The 15,182-nt window shown below is 72.1% G+C and carries 13 protein-coding genes; 8 read left to right on the forward strand and 5 right to left on the reverse strand.

All coding sequences use genetic code 11. The annotated features are described in order from the left end of the window. The first annotated feature begins 104 nt into the window (after positions 1-104). From OHA73_RS33955 to OHA73_RS33985, 7 genes are all read left to right on the forward strand, one after another. Positions 105-938 (forward strand): M55 family metallopeptidase, encoded by an 834-nt coding sequence (locus tag OHA73_RS33955; RefSeq protein WP_327656947.1) that lies wholly within the window; start codon positions 105-107, stop codon positions 936-938. Beyond that, positions 931-2,277, forward strand: coding sequence for a M20/M25/M40 family metallo-hydrolase (locus OHA73_RS33960; RefSeq protein ID WP_327656948.1), 1,347 nt, complete (start codon positions 931-933; stop codon positions 2,275-2,277). The genes OHA73_RS33955 and OHA73_RS33960 overlap by 8 nt, the downstream gene beginning before the upstream one ends. Before the next feature lie 108 nt (positions 2,278-2,385). Further along, positions 2,386-4,428, forward strand: coding sequence for a prolyl oligopeptidase family serine peptidase (locus tag OHA73_RS33965; RefSeq protein ID WP_327656949.1), 2,043 nt, complete (start codon positions 2,386-2,388; stop codon positions 4,426-4,428). Further along, positions 4,425-5,345 carry a S66 peptidase family protein gene (locus OHA73_RS33970; RefSeq protein WP_327656950.1) on the forward strand — a complete coding sequence of 307 codons (921 nt, stop codon included), beginning with the start codon at positions 4,425-4,427 and terminating at the stop codon, positions 5,343-5,345. Before OHA73_RS33965 ends, OHA73_RS33970 begins: the two co-directional genes overlap by 4 nt. A gap of 359 nt (positions 5,346-5,704) precedes the next feature. Next, entirely contained in the window at positions 5,705-7,474 is a 1,770-nt protein-coding gene (locus tag OHA73_RS33975; protein ID WP_443063231.1) for a CocE/NonD family hydrolase, read from the forward strand. Positions 7,475-7,591: 117 nt separating this feature from the next. After that, positions 7,592-7,834 carry a LapA family protein gene (locus OHA73_RS33980; protein WP_266715433.1) on the forward strand — a complete coding sequence of 81 codons (243 nt, stop codon included), beginning with the start codon at positions 7,592-7,594 and terminating at the stop codon, positions 7,832-7,834. Positions 7,835-7,912: 78 nt separating this feature from the next. Beyond that, entirely contained in the window at positions 7,913-8,497 is a 585-nt protein-coding gene (locus OHA73_RS33985; RefSeq protein WP_327656952.1) for a GNAT family N-acetyltransferase, read from the forward strand. Positions 8,498-8,506: 9 nt separating this feature from the next. Here OHA73_RS33985 and OHA73_RS33990 read toward each other — a convergent pair whose 3' ends face one another. Then, on the reverse strand, positions 8,507-8,848 hold the full coding sequence (locus tag OHA73_RS33990) for a DUF6204 family protein (protein WP_266715435.1): 342 nt from the start codon (positions 8,846-8,848) through the stop codon (positions 8,507-8,509). Between the two features lie 250 nt (positions 8,849-9,098). On the opposite strand from OHA73_RS33990, the gene OHA73_RS33995 reads away from it, so the two are divergent. Then, complete coding sequence (locus tag OHA73_RS33995) at positions 9,099-11,078, forward strand: DUF5107 domain-containing protein (protein ID WP_327656953.1); 1,980 nt, start codon at positions 9,099-9,101, stop codon at positions 11,076-11,078. 73 nt (positions 11,079-11,151) lie between these two features. Here the strand turns inward: OHA73_RS33995 and OHA73_RS34000 are convergent, their stop codons facing one another. The 4 genes from OHA73_RS34000 to OHA73_RS34015 form a co-directional block, all read right to left on the reverse strand. Then, complete coding sequence (locus OHA73_RS34000) at positions 11,152-12,471, reverse strand: amidohydrolase (protein WP_327656954.1); 1,320 nt, start codon at positions 12,469-12,471, stop codon at positions 11,152-11,154. A 121-nt stretch (positions 12,472-12,592) separates the two neighbouring features. After that, positions 12,593-13,873 (reverse strand): amidohydrolase family protein, encoded by a 1,281-nt coding sequence (locus OHA73_RS34005; protein ID WP_327656955.1) that lies wholly within the window; start codon positions 13,871-13,873, stop codon positions 12,593-12,595. Positions 13,874-14,012: 139 nt separating this feature from the next. Beyond that, positions 14,013-14,705 (reverse strand): GntR family transcriptional regulator, encoded by a 693-nt coding sequence (locus OHA73_RS34010; RefSeq protein ID WP_327656956.1) that lies wholly within the window; start codon positions 14,703-14,705, stop codon positions 14,013-14,015. Positions 14,706-14,760: 55 nt separating this feature from the next. Then, positions 14,761-15,135, reverse strand: coding sequence for a VOC family protein (locus OHA73_RS34015; protein ID WP_266715440.1), 375 nt, complete (start codon positions 15,133-15,135; stop codon positions 14,761-14,763). Positions 15,136-15,182 lie beyond the last annotated feature (47 nt).

Here is a 15,182-nt window from a genome sequence, read left to right on the forward strand (position 1 = left end):
TGACGAGCGAGAACTCCTCTCAACGGGTGGGAAATTGGTATACACCAGTGAGAGTTATCCACAGGTCTGGTGCGTGCTGGCCGGATCCGCGTACCGTTCTGGCCATGAAGATCCTCATCAGCGCCGACATGGAGGGTGCCACGGGCGTGACGTGGCCCGCGGACGTCCTCCCCGGCACACCGCAGTGGGAGCGCTGCCGTTCCATGTTCACGTCGGATGTGAACGCGGCGGCGCTCGGTTTCTTCGACGGCGGCGCCGACGAGGTGCTGATCAACGAGGCGCACTGGACGATGCGCAATCTGCTGCTCGAACAGCTCGACGAGCGGGTGCAGATGCTCACCGGGCGGCACAAGTCACTGTCCATGGTGGAGGGCGTCCAGCACGGCGACGTCGACGCCATCGCGTTCATCGGCTACCACGCGGGCGCCGGCATGGAGGGTGTGCTCGCGCACACCTACCTGGCGAACCAGATCACGGGCGTCTGGGTCAACGATGTGCGCGCGAGCGAAGGCCTGCTGAACGCGCATGTGGTGGCCGAGTACGGGGTGCCCGTCGTCCTCGTCACCGGCGACGACCACGCGTGCGACGACGCGCTCGGGTACGCGCCCGAGGCCCGCAAGGTCGCCGTCAAGGACCACGTCTCCCGGTACGCGGCCGTCTGCCGCACCCCCGCGCGGACCGCCGGCGACATCCGGGCCGCCGCGAAGGACGCCGCGTCGATAGCGGTGCGCCACGAGCCGGTGCGGGGCGGGCCGTTCACGATCCAGGTGGAGTTCGACGCCGAGCACCTCGCCATGGCGTCGACCGTCGTGCCGGGCGTCCAGCAGATCGGCGAGCGCAGGATCGCGTACACCCACGAGACCATGTACGAGGGCATCCGCACCTTCAAGGCGGTCACCACGATCGCCTCGGCCGCGGTGGAGGAACAGTATGGCTGAGCAGACCGTGCCAACCCTGGGGGGCGTGGACCGGCAGGCGCTGGACGAGGTCGTCGCGTTCACCTCCGAGTTGATCCGCATCGACACCACGAACCGCGGCGGGGGCGACTGCCAGGAGCGGCCCGCCGCCGAGTACGCGGCAGAGAAGCTGTCCGAGGCGAACCTGAAGCCGACGATCCTGGAGCGCACCGCGGGCCGCGGCAATGTCGTCGCCCGCATCGAGGGCACCGACCCCACCGCCGACGCCCTGCTCGTCCACGGCCACCTGGACGTCGTGCCCGCCGAGGCGGCCGACTGGAGCGTGGATCCGTTCTCCGGCGAGGTGCGCGACGGCGTCGTGTGGGGCCGCGGCGCGGTCGACATGAAGAACATGGACGCGATGATCCTGGCGACCGTACGCCAGTGGGCTCGCGTCGGATTCCGGCCCCGGCGCGACATCGTCATCGCCTTCACCGCCGACGAGGAGGCCAGCGCCGAGGACGGTTCCGGCTTCCTCGCCGACCAGCACCCCGGTCTCTTCGAGGGCTGTACGGAAGGGATCAGCGAGTCCGGCGCCTTCACCTTCCACGACGGCAGCGGCAAGCAGCTGTACCCGATCGCGGCGGGGGAGCGCGGCACCGGCTGGCTGAAGCTCACCGCGCGCGGCAAGGCGGGCCACGGCTCCAAGGTCAACAAGGCGAACGCGGTGGGCCGGCTCGCCGCCGCGGTCGCCCGTATCGACGAGCACGAGTGGCCGGTGCGGCTCACGCCGACGGTGCGCGCCGCGCTGACCGAGATGGCCGCGCTGTACGGCATCCGGGCCGACGTGGACGCGCCGGACTTCGACGTGGACGCGCTGCTCGCGGCGCTGGGCCCGGCCGCCGACCTGGTGGAGCCGACCGTCCGCAACAGCGCCAACCCGACGATGCTGTCCGCCGGTTACAAGATCAACGTGATTCCGGGGGAGGCCGCGGCGTACGTCGACGGGCGCTATCTGGCGGGCGGCGAGGACGAGTTCAAGGCCACCCTCGACCGGCTCACCGGGCCCGACGTCGACTGGGAGTACCACCACCGCGAGGTCGCGCTGCAGGCGCCGGTCGGCTCGCCCACGTACGCGCGGATGCGCGCGGCCGTCGAGGAGTTCGCGCCCGAGGGCCACGTCGTCCCGTACTGCATGTCGGGCGGCACGGACGCCAAGCAGTTCTCCCGGCTCGGCATCACCGGCTACGGCTTCGCCCCGCTCAAGCTGCCCGAGGGCTTCGACTACCAGGCGCTGTTCCACGGCGTGGACGAGCGGGTTCCGGTGGAGGCGCTGCACTTCGGGGTACGCGTGCTCGACAGATTCCTGCGCACGGCCTGAAGCGCCCGCACACGTATCAGTAGAAACACCCGCAGGGACACGGACTAGGAAAAGATGGCGGACGCGAAGAACATGGGGGCCACCGGACAAATGCGGGGCGGGGACGACATGCTGCACACCCGAGAGTACGGATCCTGGCCGTCGCCGATCGACGCCGCGCTGGCGGCGGCGCACGACGGGCAGCCCGAGTACGTCGGCTTCGTGGGCGCCGAGGCCTGGTGGACCGAACCCCGGCCCACCGAGGCCGGCCGCCGCGCCCTGGTGCGCCGTCTCGCCGACGGCACGGAGCGGTCGGTGCTCCCCGCGCCGTGGAACGTGCGCAGCCGCGTCATCGAGTACGGCGGCCGCCCCTGGACCGGGGCCGAGCGCCCCGCGGGCGGCCCCCTCGTGGTCTTCGTGAACTTCACCGACCAGCGCCTGTACGCGTACGAACCCGACGCCCCCGGCGCCGAGCCGCGCCCGCTCACCCCCGTCTCGGATCTCGGCGGCGGACTGCGCTGGGTCGACCCGCAGCTGCACGTCGAGCGCGGCGAAGTGTGGTGCGTTCTGGAGGAGTTCACCGGTGAGGGCCCCGGCGACCTGCGACGCCTGGTCGCGGCCGTCCCGCTCGACGGTTCGGCGGCCGAGGACCGGGCCGCCGTGCGTGAACTCACCGGCGACGCCCACCGGTTCGTCACGACCGCCCGGCTCTCGCCCGACGGGCGGCGCGCCGCGTGGATCGCATGGGACCACCCGCGGATGCCGTGGGACGGCACGGAACTGCTGCTCGCGGAGGTCACCGACGACGGCTCCTTCGGCCCGGCGCGGACCGTGGCGGGCGGCGTCGACGAGTCCGTCTGCCAGGTCGAGTGGGCGCTCGACGGTGGGCTCCTGTACTCGGGCGACCGCAGCGGCTGGTGGAACCTGTACCGGCTCGACGTGCAGTCGGCGCCCGCGCCGGGTGGGCCGCAGGAGCCCGGAGCCCTGCCGGGCCTGCTCACCAGGGAACGGCCCTTGTGCGCCCGCGACGAGGAGTTCGGCGGGCCGATGTGGAAGCTCGGCCTGAGCTGGTTCAAGCCGCTTGAGGCCGGGCTCATCGCCGTCGTGCACGGCGTCGGCGCCACCGCGCTCGGCATCCTCGACCCGGAGACCGGCGAGGTCGTCGACACGGCCGGGCCCTGGACGGCGTGGTCGGCCACGCTCGCGGTGCACGGCAGCCGCGTCGTCGGCGTCGCCGCGAGCCCGCGCACCGCGCCCGAGGTCGTCGAGCTCGACACCGGCACCGGGCACACGCGCGTGATCGGCGCGGCGCACGACGACCCGGTCGACCCCGCGTACTACCCGGAACCCCAGATCCGCACCTTCGGCGGCCCCGACGGGCGGGACGTCCACGCCCACATCTACCCGCCGCACAGCCCCACCCACGTGGCCCCCGACGACGAGCTCCCGCCGTACGTCGTGTGGGCGCACGGCGGCCCCACCAGCCACGCACCCCTCGTACTCGACCTGGAGATCGCCTACTTCACCTCGCGCGGCATCGGCGTCGCGGAGGTCAACTACGGCGGCTCGACCGGATACGGGCGGGAGTACCGGAACCGGCTGCGCGAGCAGTGGGGCGTGGTCGACGTCGAGGACTGCGCGGCCGTCGCGCTCGCCCTCGCCGAGGAGGGCACCGCCGACCGCGAGCGGCTCGCCATCCGTGGCGGCAGCGCCGGGGGCTGGACCAGCGCGGCATCCCTGACCAGCACGGACGTCTACGCCTGCGGCACGATCATCTACCCCATCCTCGACCTCACCGGCTGGGCCGAGGGGGAGACCCACGACTTCGAGTCCCAGTACCTGGAGTCGCTCGTCGGCCCGCTCGCCGAGGTGCCCGCGCGCTACGCGGAGCGCTCGCCGGCCGAGCACGCCGACCGCCTCTCGGCCCCGTTCCTGCTCCTCCAGGGCCTCGACGACGTGATCTGCCCGCCCGTCCAGTGCGAGCGGTTCCTGGAGCGGGTGGAGAGCGAGGGGCGGCGGGTGCCGCACGCGTACATCGCCTTCGAGGGCGAGGGCCACGGGTTCCGCCGGGCGGACACGATGGTCCGCGCCCTGGAGGCGGAATTCTCCCTGTACGCCCAGGCGTTCGGGCTCCACGCGACCGGCGTCCCCACCCTTGAGCTGACCAAGTGAGGCCACTGCGCCGCCCGGAGCGGCTGGCTCCGGGCGCGCGGGTCGCCGTCGTCGCGCCCAGCGGACCGGTCCCCGAGGAGGCGCTCCAGACCGGCCTCGACATCCTGCGCGGCTGGGACCTGGAGCCGATCGTGGCGCCTCATGTCCTGGACGCCCACGAGGAGTTCGACTACCTCGCCGGCACGGACGCCGACCGAGCGGCCGACCTCCAGCGGGCCTGGTGCGACCCGGACGTGGACGCCGTCCTCTGCGCCCGCGGCGGCTACGGTGCGCAGCGGATGGTCGACCTCCTCGACTGGGACGCGATGCGGGCGGCGCCGCCCAAGGTGTTCGTCGGCTACAGCGACATCACTGCGCTGCACGAGGCGTTCGCGGTGCGGCTGGGTGTGAGCACGTTGCACGGGCCGATGGTCGCCACGGCCGACTTCCTCAAGAACCCGCGGGCCCAGGAGCATCTGCGGGCGACGCTGTTCGAGCCGGAGACGGTGCGGGTGATCTCCGCCGGTGAGGGCCGCGGCGTCCTTGTGCCCGGTACGGCGCGGGGTGTCACCCTGGGCGGCTGTCTGTCGTTGCTCGCGGCGGATCTCGGTGCGGCGGGGGCGAGGGTCTCGGCGCGGGGTGGGCTGTTGTGCCTGGAGGACGTGGGCGAGGAGGCGTACCGGATCGACCGCTACCTGACCCAACTCCTACGTGGGGGCCTGCTGGACGGCGTGACCGGGATCCTCCTCGGCTCCTGGTCGGACTGCGACCCGCTGCGCGCGCTGTTCGCGGACCGGTTGGGCGGGCTCGGGGTGCCGGTGGCGGAGGACTTCGGATTCGGCCACTGCGAGGGGTCGTTGACGTTGCCCTTGGGTGTGGCGGGTCAACTGGACGCCGAAGCCGGGACATTGACGCTGGACGTGCCCGCACTGACCTGACCCGTGGCCCGGGCCCCCGGACCTGTTACGCGGCACCGGGGGCCGCCTTGCCCACCCTGCCGCCCAAGGCGGCAGATTGCCCAAGGCGGTGGCGGCCACCCGATGTGCCCCAGGTGGCGAGCGGGCAAAATTAAGCCCCTGCGGCGTTTGAGCAGCGGGGTCCGGGGCGGAGCCCCGTGGGGTGCAACCCATTCCACCCCACGGCGATCACCCACTTCACGGAATCTCCGCCCAAACACGCAGATTCACCCGGCACGGTCATTGCTCCTTGATGACACGTGCCACACGATGGCCCCGCGCTCACCGCTACCCGCCGGTAAGGCACCCGCACCGTGGAGGTCGCCGTGCTCAGATCCCGCATCACGCTCGCCGCCGCCCTGTCCGTCATCGCCGCGGCCACCCTGGCCACACCCGCCACCGCCGCCCCCGCGGCCCCCGCCCCCGAAGTCACGGTCACACCCCTGAAGCTCACCGTCGACGCCGGCGGCCGCAGCTGCACGGTCGACGCCGACCTCTACCGCCCCGCCGGCGTCGACGCCGCGCACCCCGCCCCCGCCGTGCTCACCACGAACGGCTTCGGCGGCAGCAAGTCGGACGGCTCCACCGACGCGAGCGCCAAGGCCTTCGCCCAGCGCGGCTACGTCTCGCTCGCCTACTCCGGCCTCGGCTTCGGCAAGTCCGGCTGCCTGGTCTCGCTCGACGACCCCCGCATCGACGGCAAGGCCGCCTCCGCCCTCATCGACCTCCTCGCAGGCACCCGCGCCGCCGACGGCGGCACGAAGATCGACTACGTGACCGCCGACAAGAAGGGCGACCCGCGCGTCGGCATGATCGGCGGCTCGTACGGCGGCGCCGTCCAGATGGCCACCGCCGCCGTCGACCACCGCGTCGACGCGCTCGTCCCGCTGATCACCTGGAACGACCTCGCGTACTCCCTCGACCCGCAGAACGCGCAGGGCCCCGAGGCCGCCGACGTGCCCGGCGCCTTCAAATGGCAGTGGACGAACGGGTTCTACCTCATCGGCGAGGGCCAGCCGCTGCTCTCCCCGTCCCTCGACCCCTCCCGGATCAACAAGCTCAGCTGTCTGCACTTCGTCGACGACGCCTGCGCCACGATCCGCACGCTCAACTCCGGCCGCTACCCGGCCGCCGAGACCCAGCGGCTCCTCTCCTACGCCCGCAGCGTGTCCCCGGTGTCGTATCTGAAGCAGGTGAAGGCGCCGACACTGCTCGTGCAGGGGCAGGCGGACTCGCTGTTCAACCTGAACGAGGCCCGCTCGACGTACGACACACTCGCCGCCCAGGGCACCCCCGCCAAGATGATCTGGCAGTCCTGGGGCCACAGCGGCGGTCTCACCGACCCGGCCGCCGGTGAACTCAACCTCTCCAAGGGGAACCTGGAGACCAGCTACGTCGGGCGGCGGGTGCTCTCCTGGTTCGACCGGTATCTGCAGAAGAAGGACGGCACCGACACCGGGCCCGCGTTCGCCTACTACCGCGACTGGATCACCGACCCGAACGGGACGTACGCGACCGCGCCGAGCGTCCCCGCGCTGAACCGCACGCTGTACCTCTCCGGCGACGGAAAGCTCGTCGACAACCGGAAGAAGGTGGCCCGCGGCAGCCGCGAGTACCGCAACTGGCTCGTCCCGACCAGCCACTCCGAATCCTCGCTCGCCGGCCTCATCGGTCTGCCCGACCCCGCCCCGTACGACACAAAGGGCACCCACCTCGACTGGACCACCGAGCCGCTGACCGCCGCCACCGACGTCGTCGGCGCCCCGAAGGCGACGCTCAAGGTGATCTCGCCCAAGGCGGAGAGCACCCAGAACTCCGGCGACGCGGCCGACAAGCTGGTGCTCTTCGCGAAGCTGTACGACGTGGCGCCCGACGGCTCGAAGACGCTGGTGCACCGGCTCGTCGCCCCGGTTCGCGTGCCCGACGTCACGCGCCCCTTCACGGTCTCCCTGCCCGGCATCGTGCACCGCTACGAGAAGGGGCACCGGATCCGGTTCGTGATCGCCGCGAGCGACGACGCGTACGGCGGCAACAAGGGGGTCAAGCCGGTCACCGTCACCAGCTCTCCGGACGACACGGGGACGGTGCAGCTGCCCGTGGTGCCCCAGTAACCTCGGGGGCCGTCACCCGTACGGGCCCCTGACCTGTGCGTTCGCGCCGCTTCCCCGGACATCCTTGGCAGGGGAGGCGGCGACCGGCCTCCGGGGGAACGACGGAAGGGTCCACCGATGAGCCCCAAGGGCGCTTCGAACTCCTCGAGTGGCGGCGGCTCCAGCGCGTTCACCCCGGCCAGGATCGGCGTGATCGTCCTGGCCGTGCTCGGCCTGGTCTTCATCTTCGAGAACACCCGGCACGTGAAGATCCGGCTGCTGATCCCCGAGGTCACCGTGCCGCTGTACCTGGCGCTGCTGATCACGGCGGTCATCGGTGCGATCTGCGGTGGCTACTTCGTGTCGCGCAGACGCAAGTGAGGCAGACGGAAGTGAGCAGGGTGGTGTGATCGCGGACCCCGGCGTCGGGGCCGGTCAACCGCTTCTTAAGCTGGCCCGATGGCCGACCTTCCCACTCCCGACCTCCCCGCTCCGGGCTTTCTCGCCACGGGTGACCGCGTGGGTATCCGCCCCTACTCCCTCGACGCGGCCGACGTCGCCGAGTTCACGTCCCGCGCGCGCGAGAGCGTCGAACTGCACCGGCCCTGGCTGTTCCCGCCGACCGGAGACACGGCCTACACGGAGTACGCGGGGCGGCTCATCGAGGATCCGACCCGGCACGGGTTCCTGGTGTACGAGCGGGACGGCGACGAGAACGGCGCCCTCGCCGGGTTCATCAACATCAACAACGTGGTGCACGGCGCCTTCCGCTGCGGCGCCCTCGGTTACGGCGCCTTCGCGCACGCGGCCGGGCGCGGGCTGATGTCCGAGGGCCTCGACCTCGTCGTCCGGCAGGCGTTCGGCCCGCTCGGGCTGCACCGTCTGGAGATCAATGTGCAGCCCGGCAACACGGCGTCGATCGCGCTGGCCCGCCGGGCCGGTTTCCGCCTGGAGGGGCTCTCGCCGGACTTCCTCTTCATCGACGGCGCCTGGCGCGACCATGAACGCTGGGCGCTCACGGCCGAGATGACGCGACAGCCCTAGAGACGGGTGTCAGCGGCGCGACTTCCGGTTGACCTTCATGGTGTCCATGTCGGTCACCGTCGAGCGCAGCGCCCCGTGCCCGTATCCGCGCTCCTTCAGGTAGGCCTCCGCCTTCTCCTCGGCGAGCGCCGCCGCCATCTCCTCGCCGTCGTCCGGGTCGGACTCGACGACGTAGCGCATGGAGAAGTGCTTGAGCGTGCGGTCGTACGCGAGCGAGCCCTCGGGGCCGAACTTCATGCCGGCGATGCCCTCGTGCTCGGCGACCTCGGAGAGCAGTCGCTCCCGCGCCGCGTCGGTGAGGGCCTCGAAGGTGGCGCGGACGATGACGCGGTAGGTGTGGCTCTCGGCCATGGTGGTGCGTTCTCCTCGGGCGTACGTACTGCCTGCCGGTCTGTCGGCCTGCCGGCCCGTCGCGGCGAAGGCAGGAAAGAGCCAGCGTACGTCGATGCGGACGGGACGCCCACGGAATATTGCGGTGCCCGACGCGGCCGCCTTCCCGGCTTTGCGTAATCCTGACCGGAGGACACCCTGGTCAGCTCCCGCAGGACCCTGTTCGATGGTGATCGGGGCGGGCGGCGTCCCCTGGCGACAGGAGGCACACGTGACCGAGATCCGCCGTGCGGTACTGACCCTGCCGGGCGTGCCCCTGGGCCCGGACAATCCGTTGCCGCCGCTGCGGCCACTCGACGAGATGCACGAGGTCGACGAGCGCGCCAAGGACGACATGCCGCTCGACATGGCACGGCAGGTCGGCTACCGGCCGCTGCGCAGCGTGCTGCCCGAGCGGATCCGCGACGGGTACGGGCGCGACCGGGAGCCGGTCGACCTCGACACGATCGTGATCGAGAACGACCGGCTGCGGGTGACGGTGCTGCCGGGCCTCGGCGGTCGCATCGCATCCCTGTTCCACAAGCCGACCGAACGCGAACTCCTCTACCGCAACCCGGTGTTCCAGCCCGCCGACTTCGCGCTCAACGGCGCCTGGTTCTCCGGCGGCATCGAGTGGAACATCGGCGCGACCGGCCACACCGCCCTGTCCTGCGCGCCATTGCACGCCGCGCGCGTGCCGGCCCCCGACGGTGGCGACATGCTGCGCCTGTGGGAGTGGGAACGGCTGCGCGACCTCCCCTTCCAGGTCGACCTGTGGCTCCCGGACGGCTCCGACTTCCTGTACGTAGGGGTACGCGTCCGCAATCCGCACGAGAAGCCCGCGCCCACCTACTGGTGGTCCAACATCGCGGTGCCCGAGGAGCACCGGGTGCTCGCGCCGGCCGACGAGGCCTGGTACTTCGCGTACGAGCAGACGCTGAGCCGGGTGCCCGTGCCGGAGCACGGGGGAGTGGACCGCACGTACCCGCTCAACAGCGAGTTCCCCGCCGACTACTTCTACGAGGTCGAGGACGGGCGGCGCCGCTGGATCGCCGCGCTCGACGACGCCGGGCGGGGCCTGGTGCAGACGTCGACCGATCTGCTGCGGGGCCGGAAGCTGTTCGTGTGGGGCGCGGGGACGGGCGGGCGGCGCTGGCAGGAGTGGCTGACCGAGCCCGGCACGGGTGGCTACTCGGAGATCCAGGCCGGTCTCGCGCGTACGCAGTTGGAGCACGTACGCCTGGAACCGGACGGGGAGTTCAGCTGGCTGGAGGCGTACGGGCCGCTGTCGGCGGACGCCGAAACCGTGCACTCGACCGGGAGTTGGGCTCGTGCGGTCGACGAGGTGGAGCGGCGCCTCGAGGACGCGCTTCCGCGTGCCGACGTCGACGCCGCGTACGAGGCGTGGCGGGCCTGCGCGGACACGGAGCCGGGGGAGCGGCTCGCCGTCGGCTCCGGGTGGGGTGCGCTCGAAGTGCTGCGTGCGGGGCTGAAGTTGACGGGGACGCCGTTCGACGAGTCGACGCTCGGTGAGGCGCAGGCGCCGTGGCGCGAGCTGCTCGAGTCCGGTGACCTGCCGGAGCAGCGCCGGGTGGGGCCGCCCGGGCCCACCCTGGTTGCTCCGCCCTGGCGGGACATGCTGGAGACGGCGCCGGCCCGGCCGCAGTCCGAGTACCACCTGGGCATCGCGCAGTGGCATGCGGGCGATCGGGCGCAGGCCGTACGCAGTTGGGAGCGCGGGCTCGAACTGGCGCCCTCGCAATGGCCGTTCCTGCGCTGCCTCGCCGTGGCCGACGCGGCGGACGGCAACGTGGAGCGCGCCGCGGACCGCTACGCCGAGGCCTTCGACGACCTGTGCGCGGAGCGGCGCGACGAGGGGGAGCGGTGGCTTGCGGCGTGCGGGGCCCTCGGGCGGGAGGCGATCGGGGCGTTGCTTGCGGTGGGGCGGGTGAGGGTGGCCCGGGGTGTGTGGGACCGGCTGCATCCGGCTACGCGGGAGCGGGGGCGCTTCCGCTTGATCGAGGCGCAACTCCTGTGTGCGGAGGGTGACTTGGGCGCGGCCCGTGCGATCTTCGACGAAGGCTTCGAGGTGGCGGACCTCCGTGAGGGGGCGGAGACGCTCGGCGAGGTATGGGCGGCGGTGGCTCCGGCGGGGGAGCCGTTGTCGCGGCGCTACGAGTTCCGGATGCGGCCGGATTCGACGCCGTCGTAATCGCCGCGCGGCACCGGGGGCCGGGGCGGAGACCCGTGGCGTGGGGGCGAGGGGCCGCCACGCCACGGGGTGGCTAGACCAGTTCCCCGTTGCGTGCCACCACGTGGCCCCCGTGCACGACCACGTCCCGCTGCGGCATGTCCACCACGACCTGAGGCACGCACTCGCCCCGCAACAGCGCAAAGTCCGCCGGATCCCCCGGCTTGAACTCCACCCGGGGCAGCCCCATGACATCCGCACCGCCATGCGCCCCCGCCGTAAAGCACGCGGCAAGCTCATCGTCGAGGCGTACATCGGTGACCCAGCCGAGGAGGTGCGCCCGGTGCAACATGTCCGCGTTGCCGAACGGGCTCCAGGAGTCCCGCACCCCGTCCGACCCGAGCCCGACCCGCACCCCGTGCTCCTTCAGCTTGGCGATGGGCAGCACCAGCTCCGCACTCGGCGCGACCGTGGTGAGGGCGATGTCCAGGTCCGACAAGTCCTCTGCCATTGCCGCCAGTTCGGCATCCTTCAAGAGCGGCAGGCAGAAGACGTGGCTCACCGTCACCTTGCCCCGCAGCGACAGCGACCTCGTGCGCTCGATGATGCCGCGCAGCACCTTCGTGCCCTTCTCGTCGCGGTCGTGGAGGTGGATGTCGACGCCGACGCCGTAGCGGTCCGCGAGGTCGAAGACCAGGTCGAGCTGTTCGTCCATGGCGTTGTCGAAGCTGATCGGGTCGATGCCGCCGATCATGTCGACGAGCCCGTTCCGCGCCGCCGTCCTCAACAGCTCCGCGGTGCCCGGCGTGCGCACCACCCCGTGCTGCGGGAACGCCACGATCTGCACGTCGAGCGCGTCCGCGAGCCGGTCCCGCGCCTGCGCGATGCCCTCGACCCCGGCCAGGCCGTACGCGGGCGCCACGTCCGCGTGCGCCCGCATCGCGCGGGTACCGCGGGTCACCGCGTGTGCCATCAGGCCGTACGCCCGCTCGCCGACCGGGCGCTTCTGCGTACGGAACACCTCGACGTCCTGCTCGCAGTAGTCGGCGATGCCGTCCGCCGGCTTGCGCGAGATCCAGTCGCTGCCCCAGGTCGTCTTGTCGGGATGGATGTGCGCGTCCACCAGGGAGGGCAGGGCGATCCGGCCGCCACCGTCGACGATCTTCGCGTGGGCTGGGGCGGGCCCGTCCGTGAACTTCCCGTCTACCACGGTCAGATCCACTGACTCCCGGGCACCGAAGGGCCGGACGTCACGGAAGACCACGGCCCTGCCGGGACGACGGGCCTCCGCGGCCTGCGCCTGCGCCTGCTTCTGAGACTGTGCCTGCGCCTGTGTTGCCGTCGCTCCAAGGGCCGCTCCGCCGATCGATGCCGCACCCGCGAGGACGCCGCGCCGGGACAGGGGAGGAGTCATGCCGTTCTCCTTCGTTCGAGGGGGAATGCGAGGGGAAGGTGACTGTGCGAGTGAAAGTGACTGGATCGGTGATGGGGAAGGTGGCCAGGTAGGTGACCGAGCAGGTGACCGCGTCCTCCGCTCAGACCGCGATGCCCGAACGCACCACACCCACCGGCTTCTTGAGCACCGACACATCGGCCAGCGGGTCGCCGTCGACCAGCAGCACGTCACCCGCGCTGCCGCGCGCGAGGCGGCCCACGGTGCCTTCGAGGCCGAGCAGCTTCGCCGCGCCCGTGGTGGCCGTACGGATCGCGTCGAGCGCGCTCAGCCCCGCCGAGTGCATCAGCTCGACCTCGCCGCCGATCGGGTCCACGGTGCCGCCGGAGGAGTCCGTGCCGGCGGCCAGCGGCACACCCATCTCGTGCGCGGCCAGCGCCGCCTTCTTGAGCAGCGGCAGATAGGTGCGGCCGCGCTCGTCCAGGACCGGGTCGTCGGAGCCGATCATGCCCGCGATGGCGCTGAGGGTCGGGGTGAAGAACGTGCCGCGGCGGCGCATCTCGGCCAGCGTGCGCTCACTGACGAACGCGCCGTGCTCCAGGGAGTGGATGCCCGCGACCACCGCGTCGTGGCAGCCCTTTTCGCTGTAGCTGTGGCAGAGCACGCCCTTGCCGCCGCGCTTGGCGGCCGCGACGATCTCGGACAGCTGCTCGCGCGAGTAGACCTGCTCCAGCGGGTCCTGCTCGGCAAGGCCCGCACGCTCGTTGACCCGCGTCTTGATGACGTCGGCGCCGCGCTTGAGGTTCACCTCGACGACGCGGCGCAGCGCCTCGGCGGACCGCACGCCGTCCTTGAGGCGGGCCAGCGGGGTGAGGTCCGGGTCGCCGAGGACCGTGTCGCCGAGGTCGGGCGTGACGAAGATGCCGGCGGCCTTCAGGCGGGGCGCCAGTTCGGGGGCCTGGCGGGCCAACTCCCGTACGGCGATGTCCTGGTAGAAGTTCGTGGAGCCGCTGCGCGCGCTGGTGGCGCCCTTGCGGACCGCGTCGAGGGCCTCGGTCGCGGTGTTGAGGTGGATGTGCGCGTCGACGAGTCCGGGCAGCACCCAGCGGCCGTGCGCGGCGAGGCGCGGCACGTCCTTGGGCACGTCGACGCGGCCACGGGCGCCGGCCGCGCGCACCACGCCGTCGCGGATCACGACGACCGCGTCCTCGGTCACCTCGCCGGTGGCCGGGTCGAGCAGGGTGCCGCCGTCGACGACCAGGTCACCGGCGCGGGGTGCGGCGGCCGGGCGGCGGGGTGCGGCGGATGCCGTGGCCGCGCCGGAGCCGAGGGCGGTCGCGGTGCCCGCGAGCACGGCGGACGCGGCGAGGACGCCGCGGCGGGTCAGTCGGCTGGACGGCGGCTCGGCGGGCTCGACGCACATGGGGGCTCCTGGCGGGGATCTACGAGATGAGCTGGCCCGCCTTTTTGTATACCAAGCCCGAGCGCGCGACAAGGCTGCCCCCGCCTATGCGGCTAAAGGTCCTGTTTGTGCAGCGAGCGCCCCGCAAGTGCCCGAGGGTTCACTGGTCCCCGGTATACAAAGTGGTGTCGCCGAACAGCGACCGCAGTGCGACCGCCCGACTGTCCCTGACATGCAGCAGCGAGCTCGCCGCCGCCAACTCCTCGTCGCCCGCCGCGATGTGCCGGAAGATGTCCGCGTGCTGCGCCCGCATGTGCGCGGGCTCCTCGCGCAGCCCGAACAGCAGCTGCAGCTGCCAGCTCAACTGCTCCATCGTGCGGGCGAGCAGCGGGTTTCCGCCGAGCGCCACGATCTCCTCGTGGAACTCGGTGTGCGCGGCCACCTCGCGGGGGCCTTCGTCGGCCGCGGCCGCCCGCTCGGCCCGGTCGAGGCAGGCGCGCAGCGGCTCCAGGGAAGGCGGGTCCTGCGCCGTGAGCGCCCGCGCCGCGAGCCGCGAGGCCTGCACGGCGAGCGGCTCCCACACCTCGTACAGATGACGCACATCGGTCCGCTCCAGGCGGCGCACCCGCACGCCACTGCGCGGCAGCAGTTCCAGCAGGCCCTCGGCGACGAGCGCGCGCAGCGCCTCCCGCACCGGGACCCGCGACATCCGCAGCTCCTCGGCGACCTCCCGCTCCACGAGCCGCGCGCCCATCGGGTAGCGGCGGTCCACGATGCGCTGCCGCACCGCCTCCCGCGCCTGTGCGCTCAGGGACGTACGCCCCTCGTCCGACCCCGCCGTGCTGCCCGCCACGTGCACCGTCCTTCGCCCGTCGTGCCCCGGGCGAGGATACGTGCCGCGCCGCCGGTCAGGCCTGTGCGGCGGATCCTTCGGGCTGTACCTGACGGTCCACGTACTCGAAGACCGAGCCGTCGGGGTGCATCGCGATCAGATTGCGGCCCGCCGGGCTCGGCACCGGGCCCGCGATGACCTTGGCGCCGGAGGCGGCGAGCAGCGTGCCGGCCTGTTCGACATCGGCGACCGCGATCGTCGCCGCGACCTTGCGCAGCACGTCGATCTCCGCCTTGGGGCCGCTCATGAGCAGGAAGCAGCCGACCGCGGCCACCGAGACCCCGCCGCGCTCGAACCGCAGCGCTTCGCTGCCAGTGAGGTTCTCGTAGAACGTGACCGAGGACTCCAGGTCCTCGACGCAGATGCGCAGCGTGGTTCCCAGGATTTCCATGGGGAGAAGCCTAGTCGGACGGGCCCGGGGCGCGTGATCGTTTCACG

It is taken from the genome of Streptomyces sp. NBC_00483 (assembly GCF_036013745.1).
GTDB lineage: Bacteria > Actinomycetota > Actinomycetes > Streptomycetales > Streptomycetaceae > Streptomyces.

Excerpts from the sequence above, each read along its gene's own strand:
- OHA73_RS33955 (WP_327656947.1), top strand. The coding sequence starts at position 105 with ATGAAGATCCTCATCAGCGCCGACATGGAGGGTGCCACGGGCGTGACG.
- OHA73_RS33960 (WP_327656948.1), top strand. The coding sequence starts at position 931 with ATGGCTGAGCAGACCGTGCCAACCCTGGGGGGCGTGGACCGGCAGGCG.
- OHA73_RS33965 (WP_327656949.1), top strand. The coding sequence starts at position 2,386 with ATGCTGCACACCCGAGAGTACGGATCCTGGCCGTCGCCGATCGACGCC.
- OHA73_RS33980 (WP_266715433.1), top strand. The coding sequence starts at position 7,592 with ATGAGCCCCAAGGGCGCTTCGAACTCCTCGAGTGGCGGCGGCTCCAGC.
- OHA73_RS33985 (WP_327656952.1), top strand. The coding sequence starts at position 7,913 with ATGGCCGACCTTCCCACTCCCGACCTCCCCGCTCCGGGCTTTCTCGCC.
- OHA73_RS33990 (WP_266715435.1), bottom strand. The coding sequence starts at position 8,848 with ATGGCCGAGAGCCACACCTACCGCGTCATCGTCCGCGCCACCTTCGAG.
- OHA73_RS34000 (WP_327656954.1), bottom strand. The coding sequence starts at position 12,471 with ATGACTCCTCCCCTGTCCCGGCGCGGCGTCCTCGCGGGTGCGGCATCG.
- OHA73_RS34005 (WP_327656955.1), bottom strand. The coding sequence starts at position 13,873 with ATGTGCGTCGAGCCCGCCGAGCCGCCGTCCAGCCGACTGACCCGCCGC.
- OHA73_RS34015 (WP_266715440.1), bottom strand. The coding sequence starts at position 15,135 with ATGGAAATCCTGGGAACCACGCTGCGCATCTGCGTCGAGGACCTGGAG.